The following is a 24,383-nucleotide window of genomic DNA, read 5'->3' as shown; positions in this document are numbered from 1 at the left end:
AACGCAGATGGATTCGACAGCGTCGACGGCGACCAGTCGTAACCTCGTCATCGACTACTACGACCTGATCCCCGCCGCCGTTGCCCGGTGCGCGCCGCCACCCGCGGGCGCGTCCGGGACGCCGGCCTTCGCGCCGGCGTTCGAGCTGCCGGCGCTGGCCGACGACGTCCGGGAGTTCTTCGCGCCGGCGACCGCTCGGTGGCGCCGGCTGGGCGATTACGGTGGCCACCCCATCCAGTTCCTCGACCTCACCGGTAACCCGGGGACCCGGACGACGAAGACCTTCGCCTCGCTGGTGATGGTGGCGAGAGCGGTCGAACACATCCGGCGTACCGGTGAGCCGATCCGGATCTTCACCCCCACGTCGGCGAACAAGGGCATCGCGCTGCGTGACGCGGTCGGCCGGGCCATCGAGACCGGTCTGGTCAGGCCCGATCAGCTCTCCGTCGTCGTGCTCGCCCCGGAATCCACGCGCCACAAGTTCCGCCACGACCGGCTCGCCGCCGACCCGGCGCTGCGGGCGGCGAACCCGTTGCTGCGCTACGTCGGCGGTGCCCCGCAGGACGTCAAGACCCTCGGGCGTGCCTTCGTCGACAAGTACGCCACCGAAGCGTACGACCGGCACGGGGTCAACCTCTGGTACTCGCTGGACCTGCGCAACTACCTCGTGGCCGACGCGGCCCGTGCCGCCTTCGAAGCGGACGTGTCGCCCACCTCGGCGGCAGGACCGCGCTGGCACGCCCACTCGGTGTCCAGCGCGTACGGTCTGCTCGGCTACAACCTGGGCCGGGACGTGCTCGAGGCGGACGGCCGGGCGTTGCCCACCGACCGCCCGGGTTTCCTGCTCGTCCAGCACCTCGGCACACCCGACATGGTGCTCAACCTCAGGTGCGGCAGCTTCTCGCGGACGAAGATGCCCCCGTACCGGCGCGATCCGGTCAGCGGCGTGTCGGTGCAGGAGGCCGACCCGCGGTTCCCGGCGGCGACCGACGACCCGGCCGAGGTGCTCGACCCGACCTTCTACACGCACGAGCCGGCCACCTCACCGGCGATGAACCAGCTCATCCGGCGGTTCGGCGGCGACGGGATCGTCGTGTCGCGGCGCGAGTGCCTGACGCGCTACCCGATGCTGCGGGACTGGTTCGACGGCGACAGCCCGAACCTTCCGGCGGATCCGGAGCAGCTGCGGGAGTGGTCGATCGTCATGGGGCTGACCGGCGTGCTCAACGCCATCGACCGCGGGCTGGTCCCGCCAGGGCACGAGATCGTCCTGCACGGCAGCGGTTGCTACGGCGGGAGCGACTTCGTCCCGGCCGAGGCGGACGTCGAGGTCTCCACGCTCGACGACATCGCGCTGGCCGTGGGGGCCGGCCGATGACGGGCGAGACCATTCCGGCGGCCTTCGCCGCGCAGGTACGCCGGCATCCGGACCGTCCCGCGGTGCTGACCGAGGACGCCGAGGTGACGTACCGCCGACTTGCCGCGGCCGTCGCGGCGACCGCGACCACGATCGGGTCGGCCCGCGGAGGGCAGGTCGCGTTGCTGTGCCGGCACGGCGTCACCACCGTCACCGCGCTGCTGGCCGCGCTGGTGGCCGGCCGGGCGTACGTGCCGCTCGAGCCGAGCTTCCCGGACGGCCGGCTGGCGGGCATCCTCGCCGACAGCGCCGCCGACGTGCTGCTCGTCGACGCCGCTCACGCCGAGCGGGCCGAGCAGCTGGTGACGCTTGCGGACCGGCCCGGCCTGCGGGTGGTCGAGGTCGCCGACCACCACGACGCCCCGGATCTCGATTCGGTGCTCGCCGCGCTCACCAGCCCCGCCGAGCCGGACGACCCGGCCTACGTGCTGTACACCTCCGGCTCGACCGGTGCGCCGAAGGGTGTGGTGCAGAGCCACCGCAACGTGCTCTTCGGCATCGCCAACCATGTGCGCAACTTCGCGATCACACCCGACGACCGGACCAGCGTGCTCACATCGTTCGGCTACGACATGGCGATCACCGACACGTTCGGTGCCATCCTGTCGGGTGCCGCCGCGGTCCCGGTCGACATCCGTACGCACGGGCTCGGCCACCTGGCGCGAGCCCTGGCCCGGCACCGGGTCACCATCTACCACTCCACGCCGACCGTCTACCGCTACCTGAGCGCCAGCCTCGGGCAGGGCGGCAGGCTGCCCGACATCCGGGCGGTGCTCCTCGGCGGAGAGGAGGTCACCCGCCACGACGTGGAGCTGGCTCGGCGTCACTTCAGTCCCGACGCCGTGTTCGTCAACGGCTACGGCACCACCGAGATCAGCTTCGCGGCGCAGTACCACCTGCCCGCCGACGCGGCGCTCGACCGCACGGTCGTGCCGATCGGCTACCCGTTGGACGGCATCGAGGTGCTGCTGATCGACGAGTCCGGCGTGGCCGGTGACACCGGTGAGGTGGTGGTGCGTTGCCCGCACGTGGCGCTCGGCTACTGGCGGCTGCCGGGGCTGACCGCGCAGCGTTTCGGTGAGTGTGACGGCACGCGTACCTACCGGACCGGTGACCTCGCCCGGCGACTGCCGGACGGTCGCCTGGAGTTCCTGGGTCGCGCCGACCGGCTGGTGAAGATCCGCGGTCATCGCGTCGAACTTGGTGAGATCGAGGTGCAGCTCGCGGCGTTGCCCAGGGTCGGTCAGGCCGCCGTCGTGGCCCGGCCCCGCGCCGGAGAGGCCGACGGCGGGGAGACGGAGATCATCGGGTACGTCGTGCCCGCGCGCACCGAGCCGGCCGCCGGCTGCGACACCGCCGCGTCTGGCCCACTCGACCCGGCTGCCCTGCGCAGCGCGCTGGCCACGAACCTGCCCGACTTCATGGTGCCCCGCGCGGTGGCGCTGCTCGACGTACTGCCGATGGGAGCGACAGGCAAACTCGACGTCGCCGCGTTGCCGACGCCGCCGGTGTCGCAAGCGGAGGCGGAGGCGGCGGCCGACCCCGTCGAGCGGGCGGTCGCCGCCATCTGGGCCGATGTGCTGGGCCTGCCCCACGTCGACCGCGATGCCAGCTTCACCGAGTTGGGCGGGCATTCCCTGCTGCTGGCACTCGTGCAGGAGCGGCTCGAAACGGGCCTCGGGCACCGGGTGCCGCTCGCGCGGCTGTTCGAGCTGTCCACGGTGACCGCGCTCGCCGCATACCTGCGCACGGTCGGCACGCCCGCGAACGCCGCCCCCGACAGTGCGGCGGTCGGCGCGCCTGCTGCCACGGCCGGTGGTGACGCGGGGCTGGCCCGGGTCGCCGACCGGATGCGCCGCCGCCGTGCGGCCCGCACGGGGGAGAGGCGATGATCAGCGTCGATGACGACCGGATCGCGGTGATCGGTCTGGGGTGCCGGGTCCCGGGTGCCGCCGACACCAGGGCGTTGTGGCGCAACCTCTGCGCGGGCGAGGACTCGGTGCGCCGGTTCTCCCGGGCCGAGGTGCTTGCCGCCGGTGTGCCGGCCGACGTCGTCGACGACGTGAGTTTCGTGCCGGCGTTCGGCCACCTCGACGGGCTCACCGATTTCGACGCCGCGCTGTTCGGTTACCGCGACGACGAGGCGGCACTGCTCGATCCACAGCACCGGCTCTTCCTCGAGGTCGCCTGGTGGGCGCTGGAAGACGCCGGCTACGGCCGGGTCGACGCCACTACCCAGGTCGGTGTCTTCGGTGGCTGCGGCGCCAACCGGTACCTGCGTCACCACCTGCTCGGCAACCCCGCGGTGGGGCCCACCGGCGGATTCTGCGACGACTGGGACGACATCCTGGCCGGCGCCTCCAGCGACTACCTGCCGGCCCGGGTCGCGTACGCGTTGGGCTTGAGCGGACCGGCCGTCGCGATCCAGACCGCCTGTTCCTCCTCACTGGTCGCGGTGTGCCAGGCGGCGCAGAGCCTGCTCGACTTCCGGTGCGACATGGCGGTTGCGGGTGGGGCGTCGGTGGTCTCCACCCATCAGGCCGGCTACCGGCACCGGCCGGGTGGGACGCTCGCGACCGACGGCGTGTGCCGGCCGTACGACGCGGACGCCACCGGGCAGGTCTTCGGCAACGGCGCGGGGGCGGTCGTCCTCAAGCGCCTCGGTGACGCCGTGCACGACGGCGACCACATCTACGCGGTACTCCCCGGCTGGGCGGTCAACAACGACGGCGCCGATCGCGGCGACTTCACCGTGCCCGGGGTCGTCGGTCAGAGCGCGGTGGTCGCCGAGGCGCTCACCGCGGCCGACTGGCGCCCGGACGACCTCGGCTACCTCGAGGGGCACGGCAGCGGTACCGCAGTCGGTGACGCGATCGAGATCGAGGCGCTGACCCGGGTGTTCCGGTCCGGCACGGACCGGCGCGGATTCTGCGTGCTCGGCTCGATGAAGTCGAACGTGGGCAACCTCGACGCGGCTGCCGGCGTAGCCGGCTTGATCAAGGCCGTTCTCGCGGTGCACCACGGCGTGATCCCGGGAACCCTGCACTTCACCCGGCCCCATCGCGGAGTCGACCTGGAGGGTGGCCCCTTCGTCGTCACCACCGACGCACGCCCGTGGACGGGTACCCGCCGCGGCGGGGTCAGCTCGTTCGGGCTCGGCGGCACCAACGCGCACGTCCTCGTCGAGCAGGCCCCGGCACCGCTCGCGTCTTCCGGCGGCACCGACTGGGCGTTGCTGCCGCTCAGCGCCGCCACCGACGAGGCGCTGCGGGATCTCGCCGCCCGGCTGGCCGACCACCTCACCGGCGAGCCCGGCGACACCAACGCCGACGCGGCCTCCCTCACCGACGTGGCGTTCACCCTCGCCGCCGGCCGGCGGCGGCTGGCTCACCGCGAGGCGGTCGTCGCCCGGGACGTCGTACAGGCGGCGGAGGGGCTGCGGACCGTCGCCGATGGGCAGGTCCCGTCCCTGCCGGCCGAGGTGCCGGTCGCGCTCCGTGAGCGGGCCGGCGGGTGGCGTGCCGGCGGTGAGCCGCCCGTGGGATCGGGTCGGCGGGTGCCGCTGCCGGGCTACCCGTTCCAGCGTCGACGGCACTGGATCGACCGGGTGGGCGCCGCACAGCTCGCCGGGGGTCGGCTGTGAGGGCCGCGACGTCGCCGGCCGGAACCGTACGGTGGTTCGCCGGGGTGGGCGGCCGCCGGGACGGCGCCGAACTGCTGCTGTGTCTGCCACCTGCCGGTGCCGGCCCGAGCAGCTTCCGCGACTGGCCGGCGTCGCTGCCCGCCACGGTCGAGATGCAGGTGCTGGCTCTCCCCGGCCGCGAGGCACGGATCGGCGAGCCGCCGGAGTTCACCCTCGACCAGGTGGTCGACGCGGTGTGCCGACGCGCCGACCGACCGTTCGCGATGTACGGGCACAGCCTCGGCGGCCTGCTCGCCTTCGAGGTGGTCCGCGAGCTGCGCCGGCGGCGGGCTCCGATGCCTCGGCGGCTCTACCTCGGCGCGGCCCGGCCACCGCACCTACCCAAGACCATGGCTGACCTGGCCGATGCACCGGAGCCGGAGCTGCTGGCCCGCATCGCCGCCATGGGTGGGTTGCCCGAGACCGTGCGGGTGAACCGCGAGCTGCTCGAGATCTTCGTACCCGTGCTCCGGGCCGACCTGCGGTGGCTGAGCCGGTACGCGTACCGCGACGAGGAGCCGCTGCCGGTGCCGCTGGTGTGCCTCGCCGGTCGCGGCGACGCCGACGCAGGGCCGAGCCGGATGCGGGAATGGGCGCGACACACCACAGCGGAGTTCGCTCTGCACACCATCGATGGCGGCCACATGTTCCTTCAGGACCGGGCGCCCCACGTCGCCGCGCTCGTCGCCGCCGACCTGGTGAAGGCCACCGGGGCCGGCCGAGCGGGCGAAACCGCTCGACCCGTCCCGCCGACCGATGATCTCCCGCCGGGGGAGCATCTCGTGCCGCTCGGCGACGGTGGGTGGGCGGTGTGGCGCGAAGCGGTCCTGCGGGCCGCCGGGTTCCCGGGCGCGGACATGCTGCGCCTGTCCGCGCCCGACCTGGCCGCCGTCGCCGACGCCCATCTCGACGGCGCGGCGACCGGAGAGCAACTCGCCGCCGCCCTGTCGAGCACGGTCGCCGCGACCAGCGAGGTGATCTACGAACTGGCCGGTGATCCACGCTTTCGTGAGGCGGTGACGTGGCAGAACCTCAACGCGCTGGTCGCACTCGACGCGGTGCGCCGGGGCGGGCCGGACGAACGCAGCCACGACAAGCGCCGCGCCCGGGAGCAGGTCATCGCCCGCTACTGGCAGCGGTACGCCGCGAAGAACGACACGATCGGCTTCTTCGGGCCGATCTGCTGGGTCGGCATCTCCGCCGCCGACACCACCACGGTGACCCCCGGCCCGGCGCTGACCCGCGAGCGCATGGTGGCCTTCGAGTGGCGGGCGCTGGCCGCCTTCGGTGACCGGATCGCCGCCGATCCGGCCGTACGGCGGTGGCTGCCGGCAGGTCTGCACGTGCACCTCTGGCGCGACGGCGACCAGCGGATCCTGCGGCCGGCGGCGCCGCCGGTGGAGCTCTCCCCGGCCGAAGCCGCCGTCCTCGGTCTGCTCGACGGGCGGCGTCCCGTGATCGAGGTGGCGGCGGAGCTGGTGGCGCGGGAACCGCAGCGCGGGTCGGGGCTGCGCAAGGTGGACGACGTGTACCTGGTGCTCGACCAACTCGTCGAGCGTGGGCTGGTGTGGTGGGGCTGCGACCTGCCGATGGACGCGCGCGCGGAAGCGCGGCTGACGGAGCTGATCGAGGGCGTCGGCGACCAGGAGGTTCGGGCGGCGGTCGCGGCGGACTACGCCCGGCTTCGCGCCGCCCGGGATGCGGTCGCCGACGCCGCCGGCGACCCCGGTCGGTTGCGTGCCGCACTGGACGTGTTGCATGCCGAGTTCGTCGCGGTGACCGGCGCGCCCGCTGTGCACCGCGAGGGCGAGACGTACGCGGGCCGGTCGGTCTGCTACGAGGACACCGTCCGTGACCTCGACGTCGAGCTGGGCGCGTCGGTGCTCGACGGTGTCGCCGCCCCGCTCGGTGTGCTTCTCCAGGTGGCGCGGTGGCTGACCGTCGAGCTGGCCGACGCGTACGGTGCCGCCTTCCGGAACCTCTACGCGGAGCTCGCGGCGGAGCTCGGGTCGGCGGAGGTGCCCTTCGCCGAGCTGTGGTACCTGGCCCAGGGCCTGCTGTTCGGCGAGGGTGACCGGCCGGTTGACACGGTGTCGGCGGAGCTGGCGGCACGGTTCGCGGCCCTCGCCGGCCTCACCGACGTTCCGGCGGGCACCAGCGTGGTGCGGCTGCGGACGCCGGACCTGGCCGAGCGGGTCGCCGAGGTGTTCCCGGCGGACCGGCCCGGCTGGTCGGCCGGCCGGATCCACAGCCCCGACCTGCAGTTCTGCGCGGACAGCGTGGCGGCGCTCGCCCGCGGGGACTGCCTCGCCGTCCTCGGCGAGATGCACGCGGCCTGGTCCACCCTGGACAGCGGCGTGTTCGTCTCCGGCCACGAGGCACCCGACCGGCTGCGCGAATGGCTCGCCGCCGATCTGGGCGCCGGTCGGGTACGGCTGCTGTTTCCGCCGTCGTCGCCCAGGCTCACCGCCCGGGTCGGTTTCCGGCTGCACCATCGCACCGACACCCGGCTCGGATTCCTTCCCGCCCCGGGGGCCGACGCCCGGCTCGTGCCGATCACCGCGTTGCGGGTCCGGGACGTGGCGGGCGAGCTGGTCGTGGACGGTGCCGGCCGGGCCCCCACCCCGGTGGTGGAGATGTTCAGCGAGCTGCTGTCGATGCACGCGTCCGAGGCGTTCAAGTTGGTCAGCACGGCCACGCACACCCCCCGGATCGTGATCGACCGGCTGGTGGTGGTCCGGGAGACGTGGCGGACGACAGCCGATGAGTGCGGGCTGGCCGATGCCACCGGCAGCCTCGGGCGGTATCTCGCGGTCCGCCGGTGGCGGCGCGCGCTCGGGCTACCCGAACAGGTCTACGTGAAGCTGGCGACCGAGATCAAACCCTGTTACGTGGATCTGTCCAGCCCGCTGTTCGCCTCGTCGTTGTGCGCGATGGTGCGGGCCGCGCGCCAGCGCGCCGGCGGCGGGGTCGCGCTCGTGGTGAGCGAGGCGCTGCCTGGACCGCATCAGGCGTGGGTTCCCGACGCCGACGGGCTCCGGTACCAGTCCGAGCTGCGGTTGCAGGTGGTCGACCCCGCGCCGCCCCGCACCTGGGGAGTGAACCAGTGACGAACAGCGACATCGCCGGTGAGCGGCTGCCGTATCCGGAGCGGACCCTGGCGGAGCTGATTCTGTCGACAGCTGCCCGGCGCGGTGACGCGGTCGCCGTGCGGCAGTGGGACGAGCGGCTCAGCTACGCCGAGCTCACCGAACGGGCGGCGGTGCTCGCCGGGACGCTGCGCCGGCTCGGCGTCGGCCCGGAGACGCCGGTGGGCATCTGCGCGGAACGCCGGCCGTACCTGCTGGTCGCGGTGCTCGGCGTGCTTCTCGCCGGCGGCTGTTACGTGCCGTTGGACCGTGCGCATCCGTGGCGGCGGCGCGCCGAGGTCGTGGCCGACGCGGGCATCACCGTCGCGGTGGTGGATCCGGCCGGCCGCGAGGCGCTGTCCGACGTGGCGGTGACGCTGGTCGACGTGACGTTGGCCGAGGACGCCGCTGCCGCGCCGGTGGGTCCGGCGTCCTGCCCGGCGCTGCCGGACAACGCGGCGTACGTGCTCTACACGTCCGGTTCCACGGGTCGACCCAAGGGGGTCGTGGTCAGCCACCGCAGCGTGGTCGCCCACGTCACCGCGTTCGGCGCCCACACCGGCGCCGACGAACGGATCCGCGCCTTCGGCTTCGCGTCGTTGGGGTTCGACGCGTCCGTGCAGGACCTGTTCATTCCGTTGGTGGTGGGCGGCGAGATCGCGCTGGTGCCGGACGCCGACCGGGTGGACCCCGCCCGGTTGCACCGTTTCGCTCAGGCGCACGAGGTCACCTGGGGCTGTGTGCCGGCGGCCCTGCTGCCACTGCTGGACCCGACGGAACTGCCGCACTGGCGTACGGTCTTCACCGGCGTGGAGGCGCCCGACCCGGCACAGGTGCAACGGTGGGCCGGACCGGCAGACCGGCCGGTGCGCCGGTTCTCCAACGGCTACGGACCGACCGAGGCCACGGTCTGCGTCACCAGCTTCACCGCCACCGGCCGCTGGGACCGGCCGTTGCCGATGGGTCGTCCGCTGCCCAACCACCGGATCTACCTGGTCGACGAGCATGGCGTGCAGGTGCCCGCCGGCACGCCGGGCGAGGTACTGATCGGTGGCGTCGGGTTGGCCCGCGGTTACCTCGGTCGGCCCGGCCTGACCGCGGAACGGTTCGTGCCCGACCCGTACTCCGGCGAGGCCGGGGCGCGGCTCTACCGCACCGGTGACCGTGCCGTAGAGCTGCCCGATGGTGAGTTGCTGTTCCTCGGCCGGACCGACCGGCAGGTCAAGATCCGAGGCCAGCGGGTGGAACTCGACGAGATCGAGCACGTGCTGTGCGGACACCGGCGGGTACGGGAGGCGGCGGTCGTCGCGGTGGGGCCGGACGTGAACCGGGAACTCGTCGCGGTGCTGGTGCCGGTCGGCGAGCCGTCCGACGACGAGGTGCTGGCGTACCTTCGCCGACGCCTTCCCGATGTGATGGTGCCACGCCGGATCGTCCGGGTACCCGCGCTGCCGTTGAACACCGCCGGCAAGCGGGACGCGGCCCGGCTGCGTGAGGTCGCCACCGCCGGTGCGGGGGAGCGGCCGGCGACACCGGGCGCCCAGGCGGCCGGTGACCTCGAAGCCGCCGTCGCCGACGTGTGGCGGCGTGTGCTCGGCGCTCCCGCCGACCCCGACGACGACTTCTTCGCCGCCGGTGGTGACTCGCTGACCGCGATGCGACTGGTCGCCACGCTCCGCGCCGAACTGGGCCGGGAAGTCGCCGTGGAGGACGTCTTCGATGCCCGCACGCTTGGCGTTCTCACCGCCCGGGTGGCCGCCGTGACGCCGCTCGCCGAGCCCGAGCTGACGGTGGGCCATCCGCCGACGCTCTCACCGGCACAGCGCCGGCTGTGGTTCCTCGACCAGCTCGCGCCCGACTCGGCCGCATACAACACCGCGATGGCGGAGCGGCTGTGTGGCCCGCTCGACGTGGCTGCGCTGCGCGCCGCGTTGACCGCGGTCGTGCGCCGGCACGACGTGCTGCGCTGGCGCATCACCCGGGTCGCCGGCGCCCCGCACGTGACCTGTGACCCGCCGGGCGACGCCCCGCTGCCGGTGGTCGACCTGTCCACCCTGACCGTGGACCGGCGCGAAGCCGAGCTGCGCGGCGGACTTCAGGCGTGCGCGGCGACCCGGTTCGACCTGGCGACCGGCCCGCTGTGGCGGGCGCAACTGTACCGGCTCGCCGACGACGAGTACGTGTTCGCGATGGCGTTCCACCACGCGGTCTTCGACGGCTGGTCGCAGGCGGTGTTCTACGCGCAGCTCGGCGCGGCGTACGCGGCGGCGCGAGCGACCGGGCCGGTGGGCGACGTCGCGGCCGGCCTCGGGCCGCTGCCGGCCGGTTACGCCGACTACGCGGTGTGGCGTGCCGCCCGCGACCGCGCGCGTGGCGAGCAGGATCTCGCCTGGTGGAAGGAGCACCTGGCGGGTGCCCCGACCGTGCTGGACCTGCCCGCGGACCGGGTCCGCCCGGCCACCCAGACGTATCGCGGCGAGTTCGCCACCGCCTCGTTCCCACCCGAGGTCGACGGGCGGGTACGCGGGCTGGCCGCGTCGCTCGGCGCGACGCCGGCCACGGTGCTGCTCGCCGCGTTCGGTCAGGCGCTGCGCCGCCTGACCGGTGGGGCCGACCACGTCGTCGGTGCGGTCGTCGCCGACCGGCGGTTGGCCGCCGTCGCCGAACTCGTCGGCTTCTTCGTCGACATCGTCCCGGTACGCCTGCGTACGGACCCCGCGGCCAGCTTCACCGATCACGTGCGCGCGTGCCGGCAGGAACTGCTCGAGGTGCTGGCGCACCCCAACGCGCCGCTGGAGCGCATCGTCCAGGTGTTGGGGGTTCCGCGTGACCCGACCCGCTCGCCCCTGGTGCAGGTGCTGTTCAACGTGTTCAACTTCGCCGAACCGGCGCTCGACCTGCCGGGGATCGCCGCGCAGCGAGTGCCCGCCGCACTGCCGGGTTCCCCGTTCGATCTCACCGTCTACCTGGTCGAACGCGGTGGTGTGCTGGCGCTCGACGCCGTCTACAACCCGGATCTGTTCACGGCGGAGCGGATCGCCGCGCTCCTCGACGGCTACCTGGATCTGCTCGATCGGCTCACCGTCGCGCCGGGAGCGCCGACGGGCACGATCGGTCACCAGGGGGCAGCCGACGACACCACCGGCGCGCCCGCGGCCGGCCGAGACGATGCCGGTGGCGCGCTGTGGCGGGCCGCGCAGCGCGCTGTCCCGGCGTCGGGTGCGCCCCCACGGTCAGGGCCTGATTCCGTGGCGGCGCCCGCCGGCCCGCCGTCCGGGGTGGCTGCGGCCGCGCCGACGGGGGTTACCGAGGAGCTGGTCGCCCGGGTGTGGCGGGAGACGTTGGACGTGCCGCGGGTGCAGGCCACCGACACCTTCTTCGAGGTCGGCGGGCACAGCCTCGCGATGGCCGTGGTCCAGCACCGGCTGACCGAGGCGTTGGGGCGGGAGGTTCCGCTGGTGGACCTGTTCCGCTACTCCACGGTGCGGGAACTCGCCGCGTACCTGGACGGTGCGGGCGGCGGGGACGGGATCGATCTGGCCGTACAGCGGGCGACCTCCCGGCGGGAACGGATCCGCAACCGGAGCGAGGCCAGGGCGGCGAGTCGAGTGAGGGGGGCAACCAGTGTCGAGTGAGCAGCCGCAGTCCTACGGCGTCGAACCGATCGCCGTGGTGGGCATGGCCTGCCGGGTTCCCGGGGCGAAGGACGTCGACGAGTTCTGGCGCAACCTGGTGGCCGGGGTCGAGTCGGTGACCTGGTTCGACCGGGCGCACCAGCTCGCCCTCGGCGTGCCGGAGCACGAGGTCGACGATCCGCACTTCGTGCCCGCCGCGCCGGTTCTCGACGAGTACGACGCGTTCGACGCGCCGCTGTTCGGTCTCAGCGCCCGCGAGGCCCAGGTGGCCGACCCGCAGCATCGGCTCTTTCTGGAACTGGCGCACAGCGCCCTGGAGCACGCGGGCTACGACCCGTTCGCCGGCGGTCGATCCGTCGGTGTGTACGCGGGCACCGGCGGTGAGACGTACGCCTACGAGCATCTGCGTCCGAGCGGAGCCGGCGAGTTCCACATGGATCTGTCGATGTGGAACTTCCCCGACTACGTGGCGACGCTGACCTCGTACAAGTTGAACCTGCGCGGGCCCAGCCTGACCGTGCACACCGCGTGCTCGACCTCGCTGGTCGCCGCCCACCTGGCCTGTGAGGCCCTGCGTGGAGGTGAGTGCGACACCGCGATCGCCGGCGGCGTGTGCGTGGAGCTGCCGCACGGGCGCGGGCACCTGGTCCTCGACGGTGGGGTGATCTCCCGGGACGGGCACTGCCGGCCGTTCGACGCCGCGGCGTCGGGCACCATGTGGGGCTCGGGCGGAGGGGTGGTCGTTCTCAAGCGGCTGACCGACGCGCTCGCCGACGGCGACCACGTGTACGGGCTGATCCGCGGCAACGCCGTCAACAACGACGGCTCCGGCAAGGTGAGTTTCAGCGCGCCGAGCGTCGACGGTCAGGCGGAGGTCGTCGCGCAGGCCATCGAGCTGGCCGGTATCGATCCCCGCACCATCACCTACGTGGAGGCGCACGGCACCGGCACCGAGGTGGGCGACCCGATCGAGCTGGCGGCGTTACGCGAGGTGTACGCGCGCTACAGCGACGACCGGCAATGGTGCGGCGTCGGCTCGGTCAAGTCGAACATCGGCCATCTCAGTCAGGGCGCCGGTGTCGTCGGGCTGATCAAGACACTGCTCGCGCTGGAGAACGGGGTGATCCCGCCGACGATCAACGTCAAGGCCCCCAATCCGGCGCTCGACCTGCCGAACAGCCCGTTCTACCTGACCACGGCGCCGACGAGTTGGGTGTCCGATGCCGGGCCACGCCGAGCCGGGGTGAGCTCGTTCGGGTTCGGCGGCACCAACGCCCACCTCGTGGTCGAGCAGGCGCCGGCGTTTGCCCGCGCCGAAGAACCGGCACCGGCCCGGTCGGCGCAGGTGCTCACCCTGTCCGCGAGGACGGAGACGGCTCTGTCCGCCGCGGTCGAACGGCTCGGAGATCATCTGCGTACGCATCCCGATGTCGACCTCGCCGACGTGGCGCACACGCTGTGGGTCGGCCGCACCGAACACCCGTACCGGGCTGCGGTGGTGGCGACCGACCCGGCCGACGCCGCCGCCGCGCTCACCGACCCCAAGCGGCGCCACAGCGGCCTGGCCGCCGACGGACGGCGGGTGGTGTTCCTCTTCTCCGGACAGGGCGCGCAACATCCCGGCATGGGCGCGGAGCTCTACGACGCCGAGCCGGTCTTCCGCGCCGCCGTGGACGAGTGCGTCGGCGTGCTGCGCGGCCACCTCGACCGTGACCTGCTCGATCTGATCCTCGGCCGGGCGCCCGACGCCGCCGATGTGCTCGGCCGGACCGAATACACCCAACCGGCCCTGTTCACGGTGGAGTACGCGCTGGCCACGCTCTGGGCGTCGTGGGGCGTACGTCCCGCGGCGATGCTGGGCCACTCCATCGGCGAGTACGTGGCCGCGACCCTCGCCGGGGTGTTCACGCTGCCGGACGCGTTGAGTCTGGTGGCCGCCCGCGGCCGGCTGATGGCGTCGGTGCCGGCGGGCGCGATGCTCGCCCTGTCCCGCGGCGCGCCGGAGATCGCCGCGATGCTGCCGGCCGGGCTCGACATCGCCACGGTGAACGGCCCGGGGATCTGCGTGGTGGCGGGCCCGCCCGCGATCGTCGAGGAGTTCGCTGCCCGGCTGCGCAGCGACGACGTGAACGTCAAGGCGCTACGCACCTCGCATGCGTTCCACTCGGCGATGATGGACCCGATCCTCGACGCGTTCCGTGCGCAGGTCGCCGCCACACCCCGACAGGCCCCGTCGGTGCCGTTCCTGTCCAACCGCACCGGCGACTGGATCACCGCCGAGCAGGCGACCGATCCGGACTACTGGGTGCGTCACCTGCGTGAGCCGGTGCGCTTCGGTGACGCGGTGGCGCGGCTGGTCGCCGAGGACGGGTGGACGTTCGTCGAGTGCGGACCCGGTCGTCAGCTCGCCTCGCTGGTCCGGATGCAGCTGCCGCGTACCACTGCACCGCCGCTGACGAGCCTGCCCGCGCCAGGTGAGCGACAGGGCGACTGCGCCACCCTGTACTCGGCCGTCGCTCGGCTCTGGACCCAGGGCGTCGCCGTCGATCGGAAGCGGTTCGCCGCGTCGCAGGGCCCCACCGGCGGCACCGCACCGGCGCGCCGGCGGGTGGCGCTGCCCGGTTACCCGTACGAGCGCCGCCGCCACTGGGTCGAGCGGGGTACACCCGCCGCGGTCGTACCCCGCCCGCGCCGCGGGGAGGTGCCGGTCGACGAGTGGTTCACCGTGCCGGCCTGGCGGGTCCGCCCGCCCGACGTCGCACCGGCCACCGAACCCGGCACCGGGCGGTGGCTCGTGTTCACCGACGGTGAGGGTGTCGCCGACGCGTTGCGTGGCTGCGGCGCCGCCGTGGTGGAGGTACGGCCCGGCACCGAATACGCCCACGACGCCTCCGGGTTCCGGGTCAGGCCCGGGCACCCGGCCGACTACGCTCGGCTGGTCGGTGGGCTGACCGCCGACGGAGCGACGCCTGAGCGGGTCGTGCACGCCTGGACCGCCGGCGCCGTCCCGGCAGGTGGTGACCCGCAGGCCGCCTGGCAGGCCCAGGACCTCGGGTTCTTCAGCCTGCTGCACCTGGTCCAGGCGCTGGCCGCCGCGGCCGGACCGACCCGGCTCGACATCGTGACCTCGGGTGCGCTCGACGTGACGGGCAGCGGCCTCAGCCGTCCCGAGCACGCCACGGTCGCCGGCATCGCCAAGGTCGTACCGCGGGAACTGCCCACCCTCACGGTGCGGCACATCGACGTGGATCAGCCGGCGGAGGCGGTCACGGAACTGCTGCACGACGCCGGCGAGGAGTTGGTTGCGCTGCGCGGACGGCGCCGCTGGGTACCCGACCACCAGCAGGTGAAGGTGCCGGCCGGCGGCTCACCTGCCCTCGTGGAGCAGGGTGTCTACCTCATCACCGGTGGGTTGGGCGGAATCGGCATCACCATCGCCGAGGACTTCGCCCGGCGAGCCAAGGCACGTCTGGTGCTGCTGTCCCGCAGCGGGCTGCCGCCGCGCGACGAGTGGGCCGCGTACGACGGCGCGCCCGGGCGGGTGGGTCGTGCCATCGCGGCCGTCCGCTCGATGGAGGAGGCCGGGGCGGAGGTGCTGGTCCGCGCTGCGGACGTGGCGGACGTCGACGACCTGCGGCGGGTCCACGCCGAGGCGCTGGGCCGCTTCGGCCGCATCGACGGCATCGTCCACGCGGCGGGCCTGCCCGGTGGTGGGATGGCCGAGGTCAAGCAGCGCACGGTGGCGCAGGAGGTGCTCGCCCCGAAGCTGCGTGGCACGCTCGCGCTGCAGCGGGTCTTCGGCGACCTCGACCTCGACTTCGTCGTGCTGTGCTCGTCGGTCACCGCACTGACCGGCGGCTTCGGGCAGGTGGACTACTGCGGCGCCAACAGCTTCCTCGACGCGTACGCGCAGAGCGACCACGGCTGGCGGGGCCGGGTGATCGCGGTGAACTGGGGTGCCTGGCGCGAGGTCGGCATGGCGGCGGAGACCACCGTGCCGGCCGCGTTCGCGCGGATGCTCGGTGCCGGCGCCGCCGTCGTGGACCATCCGGTGCTGGTCCGGCGGCAGATCGGCGAGCACGGTGAAGCGGTCCTGTCCGGTCCGCTCTCGCCACGCACCCATTGGCTGTTGGACGAACACCGGCTCGGCGGGGTGCCGATGGTGCCCGGCACCGGCCACCTGGAACTGGTTCGGGCGGCGTTCGCGGCGGCGGTTCCCGCGCCGGGTCCGGGAAACGCCGTCGAACTGCGCGATGTCACCCTGCTGCAGCCGCTGTCCGTGGCCGACGGAGAGCAGGTCGCGGTGCGGGTGGTCGTCGACGGCGGGCCCAGCGGATCCGAGGTCGAGGTGGCGAGCGAGGGTGCGGCGGGGACGCTGAGCCACGCCCGCGGCCAGGCCACCTGGCTGGCTGCCGCACCGCCGGTGCGGGATCTCGTCGCGCTGCGCGCCCGGTGCGCCCAGGAACGGGCGTACGACCCGGACACCGAGCGTGCCGGTTCGGCCCTGCGGTACGGACCGCGGTGGCGTTGCCTGCGCCGCGTCGGCGTGACGGCGGCCACCGGCTCCGGGCCGGTGGAAGCGCTGCTGGAGTTGACGGTGCCCGAGCAGGTCCGTGCGGAGCTGTCCCGCTGGCCGCTGCACCCAGCCGTCCTCGACGAGGCGGTCTCCTTCGGGTGGCTCGGCGACGCGCACGGCTACCTGCCGTTCGCGTACGGCCGGGTGCGGGTGTGGGGTCCACTGCCGCAACGGCTGTTCAGCCATGTCGTGCCACGGGCCTACGACCTCGACGAGTTGGTCGCCGACGTGACGTTGCTCGACGAGACCGGCCGGGTGGTCGTGGAGATCGGCGAGTTCACGCTGCGCCGGGTCGACGCCGCCGCGCTGACCGACTCCGCTCGTGCGGCCCCGACGGGCGGGGCGGCACGGCGCACCACGGGGGTACCGGACAGCGGGCCGGGCATCCGGCCGGCGGACGGTGTCGAGGCACTGCACCGGCTGCTCGCCGCCGACCTCGGGCCGCAGGTCGTGGTCTCGGCTCGGCCGCTGGACGAGGCGCTGCGCGCGGCGCGGGAGCTGACCGTGGACACCGTCGAGGCGCAGCCGGACGGGGTACCGCCGCAGGAGCGTCCCGCCGGCACCGACTACGTGCCGCCGCGCAGCGAGCTGGAGGCGGCCCTGGCCGAGGTGTGGGGGCGAGTGCTCGGTGTGGAGCAGGTCGGCGCCGAGGACGACTTCTTCGAACTTGGCGGTAACTCCCTGGTCGCGGTGCAGCTCATCGGGCAGGTCAGGACCGCGCTCGGCGTGAAACTGCCGATGCGCAGCCTCTTCGCGGCGTCCACCGTGGCCGCCATGGCCGAGCTGGTGTCCAGGGCGGACGATGCCGCACCCGCCGCATCCACGGCCGCGCCGACGACCATTCCGCGTCTGGCCAGGCCGAGCCGATGAGCGAGGGGCAGAAGCACCCGACGCCGGACGACGAGTGGGTGGTGCCCGCCTCGTACGGGCAGGAGCGGTTGTGGTTCGTCGACCAGGTCGAGCCGAACTCACCCGCTTTCAACATCATCACTTCGGTGCACCTGCCGTATCCGTTGTCCGCCGACGAGATCGTGGGCGCGTTCCGGGAGGTGGTGTCCCGGCACGAGGCGCTGCGGACGTCGCTGCGGGCGGTGGACGGCGAGCCGTGCCAGGTGGTCCACGGCAGCGTCGAAGTCGAGGTGGCCGAGGTCGACCTGCGGGGGCAGCCACCGGAGGCGTTGACGGTCCTCGTCGACGCGGAAGCCGTACGGCCGATCCCGTTGGATGCGCCACCGCTGTGGCGGGCGACCCTGCTGCGGCTGGCCGAGGCCGAGTGGCGGTTCGTCCTCGTGGCCCACCACGCCATCTTCGACGGGGCGTCCATTCCTAACCTGCGGACCGAACTGAACGAGCTGTGCCGGTCGCTCGTGGACCACATCCCGGCGCGGCTGCCCGAGCTGGCGATCCAGTACCCCGACTTCGCCGCCTGGCAGCATGATCAGCTCAGCGGTGACACGTTGGCGGCGCACCTGCGCCACTGGCGGTCGGTGCTGGACGGCGCACCGTTCGTCCACACGCTGCCCACCGACCGGCCTCGGCCGGCACGCGGGCCCGCACCGGGCGCGGACGTCGCCGTCGATCTGCCCGACGGGCTCGCCGCCGCGGTGGCCGGGCTGGCGCGGCGGCTACGCGCCACCCCCTTCATGGTCTTCCTCGCCGCGTACGCGACCCTCGCGCACCGGCTCTCCGGCGACGAGGAGATCGTGGTCGGCGTGCCCGTCGGCGGACGGGAACTGCCCGAGGTACAACCCCTGATCGGCATGTTCGTGAACACGCTCGTGCTCCGTCTCGACCTGTCCGGCGATCCCCGCTTCGCGGCGCTGGTCGACCGGGTGCGCGAGCAGTTGCGGCAGGCGTGGGAGTACCAGGACACCCCGTTCCAGAAGGTCGTCGAGGCGGTCGCGCCGCGCCGGGATCCCAGCGTGCCGCCGCTCTACCAGCTCGGCTTCAACTATCTGCCCGACATCGGCACCGGCACGGGCAACGGGGTGGCCCGCGACGATCTGATGCTCGGTGTGACCGACCGGTACGTCCGGCTGGAGTACCACGCGGGGCTGTTCACCGCACCGACCGCCGGTACGCTCGTCGCCCGCTACCTGCGCCTGCTGTCGGCGGCGGTCCGGACGCCGGACACGCCGCTGTGGTCGCTCGCGTTGCTCGACCAGGCCGAGCGGACACAGTTGGACGAGTGGGGGCGGGTCGACGGCCTGCGGGTCGTCGACCGGGCCGGTCAGCCCGTGCCGGTGGGTGTGGTGGGGGAGTTGCCCACCGGAGACCTCGGCCTGCGGCGGCCGGACGGCACGGTACAGGTGCTGGGACCGGCGGCCCACCGGCCACTGCTGAACACGCTGCGCTGGCGGCACCGGATCGAGGCGGCGCTGCGGGCCGCGCCCGGCGTCGCGGACGCCACGACGGTGGTACGTGAGACACCCACCGGTCCCCGGCTGGTCGGATACGTCGCCCGGCCCGCGGGTGACCTGGCCAAGGTACGGGCGGCGCTCGCCGAGGTGCTGCCGGCGCACCTCACGCCCGACCTGGTGCAGGTGCCGGTCCTGCCGCGCGCCGCGGACGGCGGGATCGACCTCGCCGCTCTTCCGGCGGCGCCCGGGTCGGTGGACCCACCGCCCGCCGAGCCGCCGCACGACGGCACCGCCCCGGTCGATGAACCGGCCCCGGTCGGACAGACGGCGCCGAGCACCGCCACCCAACAGGCGATCGCCGCGATCTGGGCGCAGGTGCTCGGGGTCGCCGACGTGCACGTCGACGACGACTTCTACGCCGTCGGCGGGCACTCCATGCTGGCGGTGCGGCTGGTGGCCCAGCTGCGCCCGCTCACCGCCGGCCGCGCCCGCCAGATCGGGGTGATGGACGTCGTCACCTGCCGGACGATCCGCAGGCTCGCGTCGCTCCTCGACGGTGCGCACGAAGGTGGCCGCCAACTGCTGCACGAGCTGACGCCACCCGGGGAACGGACAGTCTCCTACGTCTGTGTGCCCTACGGGGGTGGCAGCGCCGCGGTCTACCAGACGCTGGCCGACGCGCTGCCGCCCGGCCACGCGCTCTACGCCGTCGCCATCCCCGGCCACGACGTGGGGCTCGACGAGGCGGCGCTGCCGTTCGACGAGCTGGTCGACGCCTGCCTGGCGGAGATCCTGGACCGGGTGCCGGGCCCGATCGTCCTGTACGGGCACTGCGGGGTCGGTGGGGCGGTCGCGGTGGCGTTGGCCCGCCGATTGGAGGCGGCCGGACGTCCGGTCGACGCGCTGTACCTCGGGGCCGTGTTCCCGGCGGCAAGAGCCAAGGGGGTGCTGAGCACGCTGTTGCGCCGACTCGACGGGCTGGCGAGCAACCGGGTGTACGCCAACTGGCTGACCGGCATGGGCGTCGACCTGTCGGAGCTCGAACCGGCGCAGGCCGACCGGATCGTGGCGAACATGCGCCGCGACGGTCAGGCCGCGGAGGAGTTCTACACCGGCCTGCTCGCCGAGCCTGGTCCGCGGCTGCGCGCACCGGTGATCTCGGTGGTCGGGGAACGTGACCGGGTGACCGAGTTCCACCAGGAACGGTTCCGCGAGTGGCAGGTCGTCTCCGACACGACGGCCGTGGTGGTGATCGACGAGGCAGGGCACTACTTCCTGAGTCACCGGGCCGACGAACTGGCCGGCATCCTGACCGGCGTCCACCGGGCGATCGCGGCGGGCGGGTTCAGCGGTCTGGGCGGCCCGGAGGTGGGCTGGCGGGCGGAGGCGGTGCATCGTGTTCCCGCTTCAGGCGCACCCGTGGCCGATCCGACCAGCGCCGTGGCGGCGGAAACCGACGGCGACGCGCCGACGGCCGCCGCCGATGCGCCGACGGCCGACGTCGCCGACACACCGCGGAACCTGCGCACGTACCTGGCCGTCGCGGCAGGTCAACTCGCCTCGCTGAGCGGTTCGGCGGTGACCCAGTGGGCGATCCCGGTCTGGATCTACCTCGAGACCGGCTCGTACGTTTCGTTCGCTCTCTTCGCCGCACTCGGCATCGTGCCCACCCTGCTGGTCTCCCCACTGGCCGGTGCCCTGGTCGACCGGCTCGACCGGCGCCGGGTGATGCTCTGCGCCGGGCTGGCGGCCGGGCTGGCCGAGCTGCTGATGGGCCTGCTGTACTGGGGCGGAGAGCTACGGGTGTGGCATCTCTACGTGCTGGTCGTCTGCCTGACCACGGCGGCGGCGTTCCAGCGCATCGCCTTCCTCGCCGCCACCCCCCAGCTGGTGCCGAAGGCGTACCTCGGCCACGCCAACGGCGTCAACCAGCTCGCCACCGGCTTCGCCAACGTGGTGGCGCCGCTGCTCGGCGCGGGGCTGCTCGGGCTGCTCGGGTTGGGTGGGATCGTGCTCCTCGATGTGCTGAGCTACGCGTTCGCCCTGGTGGTACTTCTCGTCGTGCGTTTCCCCCGAACCCTGGGCCGCATCCGCGACGAACCACTGCTGGCCGCGCTCCTCGGCGGCCTGCGCTTCACCTGGGGCATCCGCGGACTGCGCAGCATGCTGCTGTTCTTCGCCGCGCTCAACGTCTTCCTCGGCGCCGCGTTGATCATGGTGCCGCCGCTGGTCCTGGGGTTCGGCACGCTCGGGCAGGTCGGTCAGGTCGCGTTCGCCGAAGGGGTGGGCGCGGCGATCGGCGGGCTGGTGGTGATCGTCTGGGGCGGTCCGACCCGGCGGCGTGCCACCGGCGTGCTCATCGCGACCGCCGCCATGTCGGCCTGCTATCTCCTCGTCGGCCTGCGCCCGGCGCTTCTCCTGGTCGCCGCCGGGCTCTTCGGTGCCGGCCTGGCCCTCTCGATCACCCAGGGGATCTACGCCACGATCGTGCAGGTGAAGGTCCCGCAGCGGTTCCACGGCCGGGTCTTCGCGCTCAACCAGATGATCGCCTGGGGCACGCTGCCGATCGGGTACGCCGTCGTCGGCCCGTTGGGCGGCCGGCTGCTCGAGCCATTGATGGTGGAAGGCGGACCGTTAGCCTCGACCATAGGCACGATCATCGGAACCGGCCCCGGCCGCGGGATCGGCCTGCTCTACCTGGCACTGGCGCTGGCCATGCTGGCACTGACCGCGACGGCCACGCTCGTGCCGTCCCTAGCCCGGTTCGATCAGCAGGTGCCCGACGCGCCACCCGACGACCTCATCGGCGTGGAGCAGCTACGGCGACCCGAACCGGCGGAGCCGCAGCCCGACGCGTCGGCTACCCGGCTCGACGAGCTGATCGCCGCCCAGGCGGCGCGTACACCATCCGCGACGGCCCTGATCGCCGGCACCGAGCGGGTGACGTACGGCGAACTCGACACCCGGGCCGGGCGGCTCGCCACCGCACTGCGGGCTCGGGGAGTCGGCCCGGAGACGTTCGTGGCGATCGCCATCGACCGGTCGGTGGCGATGGTGGTGGCGGCGCTCGCGGTCCTCAAGGCCGGCGGCGCGTACGTCGCCCTCGACCCCGCCCAGCCGGCGGGACGGCTGGCGTCGATCCTCGACAGCGCCCAGCCCGGGCTGCTGCTCAGCGACGGGAAGCTGACCGGGATCTCGCCGTCGTGCCCGGTCGTGGGCGAGGCGACCCTGCTCGCCGAGGCCGCGCCGGCCGGCGGAACCGCACCGCTCGGGGCGGTCGGGGGGCCGGCAAGCCCCGCGTACGTCGTCTACACCTCCGGCTCCACCGGCACGCCGAAGGGGGTACTCGCCCATCATCGGGGGGTCGTCAACCACCTGCGGTACATCATGCGCGAGCACGAGGTCACCGCCGCCGACACGGTGCTGCAGATCGCCTCGCTCGCCTTCGACGCCTCGGTACGCGACCTGTTCGGCCCGCTGAGCGTCGGCGCGCGGGTGGTGCTGCTCGGCCCCGATCAGGCGAAGGACCCCGCGGCGATGCTGTCGCTGATCCGCCGGCACCGGGTGACCTGCCTGCTCGCCGTCGTGCCGACCCTGCTGCGCGGCATGGCCGACCTCGCCACCGGTGCCGCGCCATCGGTGCGGCTGGTGCTCTTCGCCGGAGAGCGGCTGCACGCCTCCGACTGTGTCGCGGCACGCCGCATCTTCGGGCCGCGGGTACGGCTGGTGAACCAGTACGGGCCGACCGAATGCACGATGACCACCACGTACCTGGTCGTGCCGGCGGGCGCTCCGGTGCCCGACCCGGTCCCGCTCGGCCGCCCGATCGGTGGCGCGTGGGTCCGCGTGCTGGACGACGCGCTCCAGCCCGTCCCGACCGGTGAGATCGGCGAGATCTACATCGGTGGTGTCGGGGTGGCGCGGGGATACCTGCGCCGGCCGGCGGAGACCGCCTCCCGGTTCCTGCCCGACCCGTTCGACGACGAGCCGGGCGCCCGGATGTACCGGACCGGTGACCAGGGCCGCGTGCGTGCCGATGGTGCGTTGGAGTTCCACGGCCGCATCGACGACCAGGTGAAGATCCGCGGCCAGCGTGTGGAGCCCGGCGAGATCGAAGGGCTGCTGCGCAGGCACCCCGCGGTCCGCGACGCGGCGGTCCTGGCCGGTGGTGAGCCGGTCCGGCTGACCGCCGTGGTCAGCGGCCCCGATGTGGACCTCGACGACGTCCGGGCGTACCTGCGGGCTCGCGTCCCGGACTTCCTGGTGCCCGAGCAGTTCCGCGTCCTCGACGAGCTGCCCCGCACACCCAACGGCAAGATCGATCGGCGGGCGCTGGCGAGCGGGCAACCGATCGGATCGGCCGTCCGGTGACGTCGCCGACCGCCCACCTGCGCGGTGTTCACCGGCAAGCGCCGCCGGTGGGTCTCCGGTGCGCCGACGGACACGTCACGTCCGACCCGGCGCTGTGGCGGTGCCCGGACTGCGAGGCACCCTGGGAGCTGGCCGCCGCACCGGAGTTCGATCCACGGGCGATCGACAGCACCACGTGGTCGCTGTGGCGCTACGCGGCCATGTTGCCGGCCGTACCGCCGGTCACCCTCGGTGAGGGCGGCACACCGCTCGTGCCGGTCGCCGTGCCGGAGGGAGAGTTCCTGGCGAAACTGGAGTTCCTGGCACCGACCGGGTCGTACAAGGACCGGGGGACCGCGGTGGTGGTCAGCCACCTGCGCGCGGTGGGCGTCGAGGAGGCCGTAGAGGATTCGTCGGGCAACGCGGGCGCATCACTGGCGGCGTACGCGGTGGCGGCAGGGATACGGGCCCGGGTGTTCGTACCCGCGCACGCCGGCGCGGGGAAGAAACGCCAGATCGCCGAGATGGGCGCCGAGGTCGTCGAGGTGGTGGGCGGTCGGGGTGCCGCGGCCGCCGTCTGCCGGCGCGAGACCCGCGTCGCCGCGTACGCCAGTCACTGCTGGAACCCGCTGTTCCTCAGCGGCCAGTCGACCTGCGCGTGGGAGATCTGGGAGCAGTTGGGTGGCGCGGGGCCCGACGCCGTGGTCTGCCCCGTCGGGCAGGGCAACCTGTTCCTCGGGTTGGCCCGTGGGTTCGCCGCGTTGCGCCGGGCCGGGCTGGTGGCCGCGGTGCCCCGGATGTTCGCCGTGCAGTCGATGGCCTGCGCGCCCGTCGCGAAGGCGTGGCGTGCGGGCTGGCCGCGGCCCGTCGCCGTCGACGAAGGGGTGACGATCGCCGAGGGCATCCTGACCAGCCGGCCGGTGCGCGGCGACGAGCTTCTCCGGGTGTTGCGGCACACGGGCGGGGCGGCGGTCGTCGTCGCCGACGAGGAGGTGCGCGCGGCGCAGCGGCATCTGCGTGGAGCCGGTTTGTCGGTCGAGCCGACGAGCGCCGTGGCGGTGGCTGCCCTGCCGCTGTTGCGCGATCAGATCGCCGGCGCCCAGGTGGTGGTGCCGCTGACCGGTTCCGGTCTGAAGACGCTGTGACCTGTCGCGTCGACTGCCTCGCCCACGTCGACGAGGTGTGGCGGGACATGTGGCCGAATAGCCCGCGCCGGGCGATGGACGTGGGGGCGG

8 protein-coding genes are annotated in these 24,383 nt (G+C 73.5%); all 8 read left to right on the top strand.

Annotated features, from left to right (window positions below; all coding sequences use genetic code 11):
• Positions 1-7: 7 nt before the first annotated feature.
• From AB0F98_RS16045 to AB0F98_RS16010, 8 genes are read left to right on the top strand one after another with little or no spacing between them, the layout of a single operon-like run.
• Positions 8-1,378: a DUF6002 family protein gene (locus AB0F98_RS16045; protein WP_357735146.1), complete on the top strand. Its 1,371-nt coding sequence runs from the start codon at positions 8-10 to the stop codon at positions 1,376-1,378.
• Positions 1,375-3,309, top strand: a complete 1,935-nt coding sequence (locus AB0F98_RS16040) for a non-ribosomal peptide synthetase (protein WP_357735143.1) — start codon at positions 1,375-1,377, stop codon at positions 3,307-3,309. The genes AB0F98_RS16045 and AB0F98_RS16040 overlap by 4 nt, the downstream gene beginning before the upstream one ends.
• Complete coding sequence (locus AB0F98_RS16035) at positions 3,306-5,060, top strand: beta-ketoacyl synthase N-terminal-like domain-containing protein (protein ID WP_357735140.1); 1,755 nt, start codon at positions 3,306-3,308, stop codon at positions 5,058-5,060. The genes AB0F98_RS16040 and AB0F98_RS16035 overlap by 4 nt, the downstream gene beginning before the upstream one ends.
• Positions 5,057-8,209 carry a thioesterase domain-containing protein gene (locus tag AB0F98_RS16030; protein WP_357735137.1) on the top strand — a complete coding sequence of 1,051 codons (3,153 nt, stop codon included), beginning with the start codon at positions 5,057-5,059 and terminating at the stop codon, positions 8,207-8,209. The genes AB0F98_RS16035 and AB0F98_RS16030 overlap by 4 nt, the downstream gene beginning before the upstream one ends.
• Positions 8,206-11,862: an amino acid adenylation domain-containing protein gene (locus AB0F98_RS16025; protein WP_357735134.1), complete on the top strand. Its 3,657-nt coding sequence runs from the start codon at positions 8,206-8,208 to the stop codon at positions 11,860-11,862. The genes AB0F98_RS16030 and AB0F98_RS16025 overlap by 4 nt, the downstream gene beginning before the upstream one ends.
• Complete coding sequence (locus tag AB0F98_RS16020) at positions 11,852-17,308, top strand: SDR family NAD(P)-dependent oxidoreductase (RefSeq protein ID WP_357735131.1); 5,457 nt, start codon at positions 11,852-11,854, stop codon at positions 17,306-17,308. The genes AB0F98_RS16025 and AB0F98_RS16020 overlap by 11 nt, the downstream gene beginning before the upstream one ends.
• Positions 17,305-23,169: an amino acid adenylation domain-containing protein gene (locus AB0F98_RS16015; protein WP_357735128.1), complete on the top strand. Its 5,865-nt coding sequence runs from the start codon at positions 17,305-17,307 to the stop codon at positions 23,167-23,169. Before AB0F98_RS16020 ends, AB0F98_RS16015 begins: the two co-directional genes overlap by 4 nt.
• Positions 23,166-24,293 (top strand): pyridoxal-phosphate dependent enzyme, encoded by a 1,128-nt coding sequence (locus tag AB0F98_RS16010; RefSeq protein ID WP_357735125.1) that lies wholly within the window; start codon positions 23,166-23,168, stop codon positions 24,291-24,293. The genes AB0F98_RS16015 and AB0F98_RS16010 overlap by 4 nt, the downstream gene beginning before the upstream one ends.
• Positions 24,294-24,383 lie beyond the last annotated feature (90 nt).

The organism is Micromonospora sp. NPDC023737, from assembly GCF_040639715.1.
GTDB lineage: Bacteria > Actinomycetota > Actinomycetes > Mycobacteriales > Micromonosporaceae > Micromonospora.
This window is presented reverse-complemented; position numbering and strand designations above follow the sequence as displayed.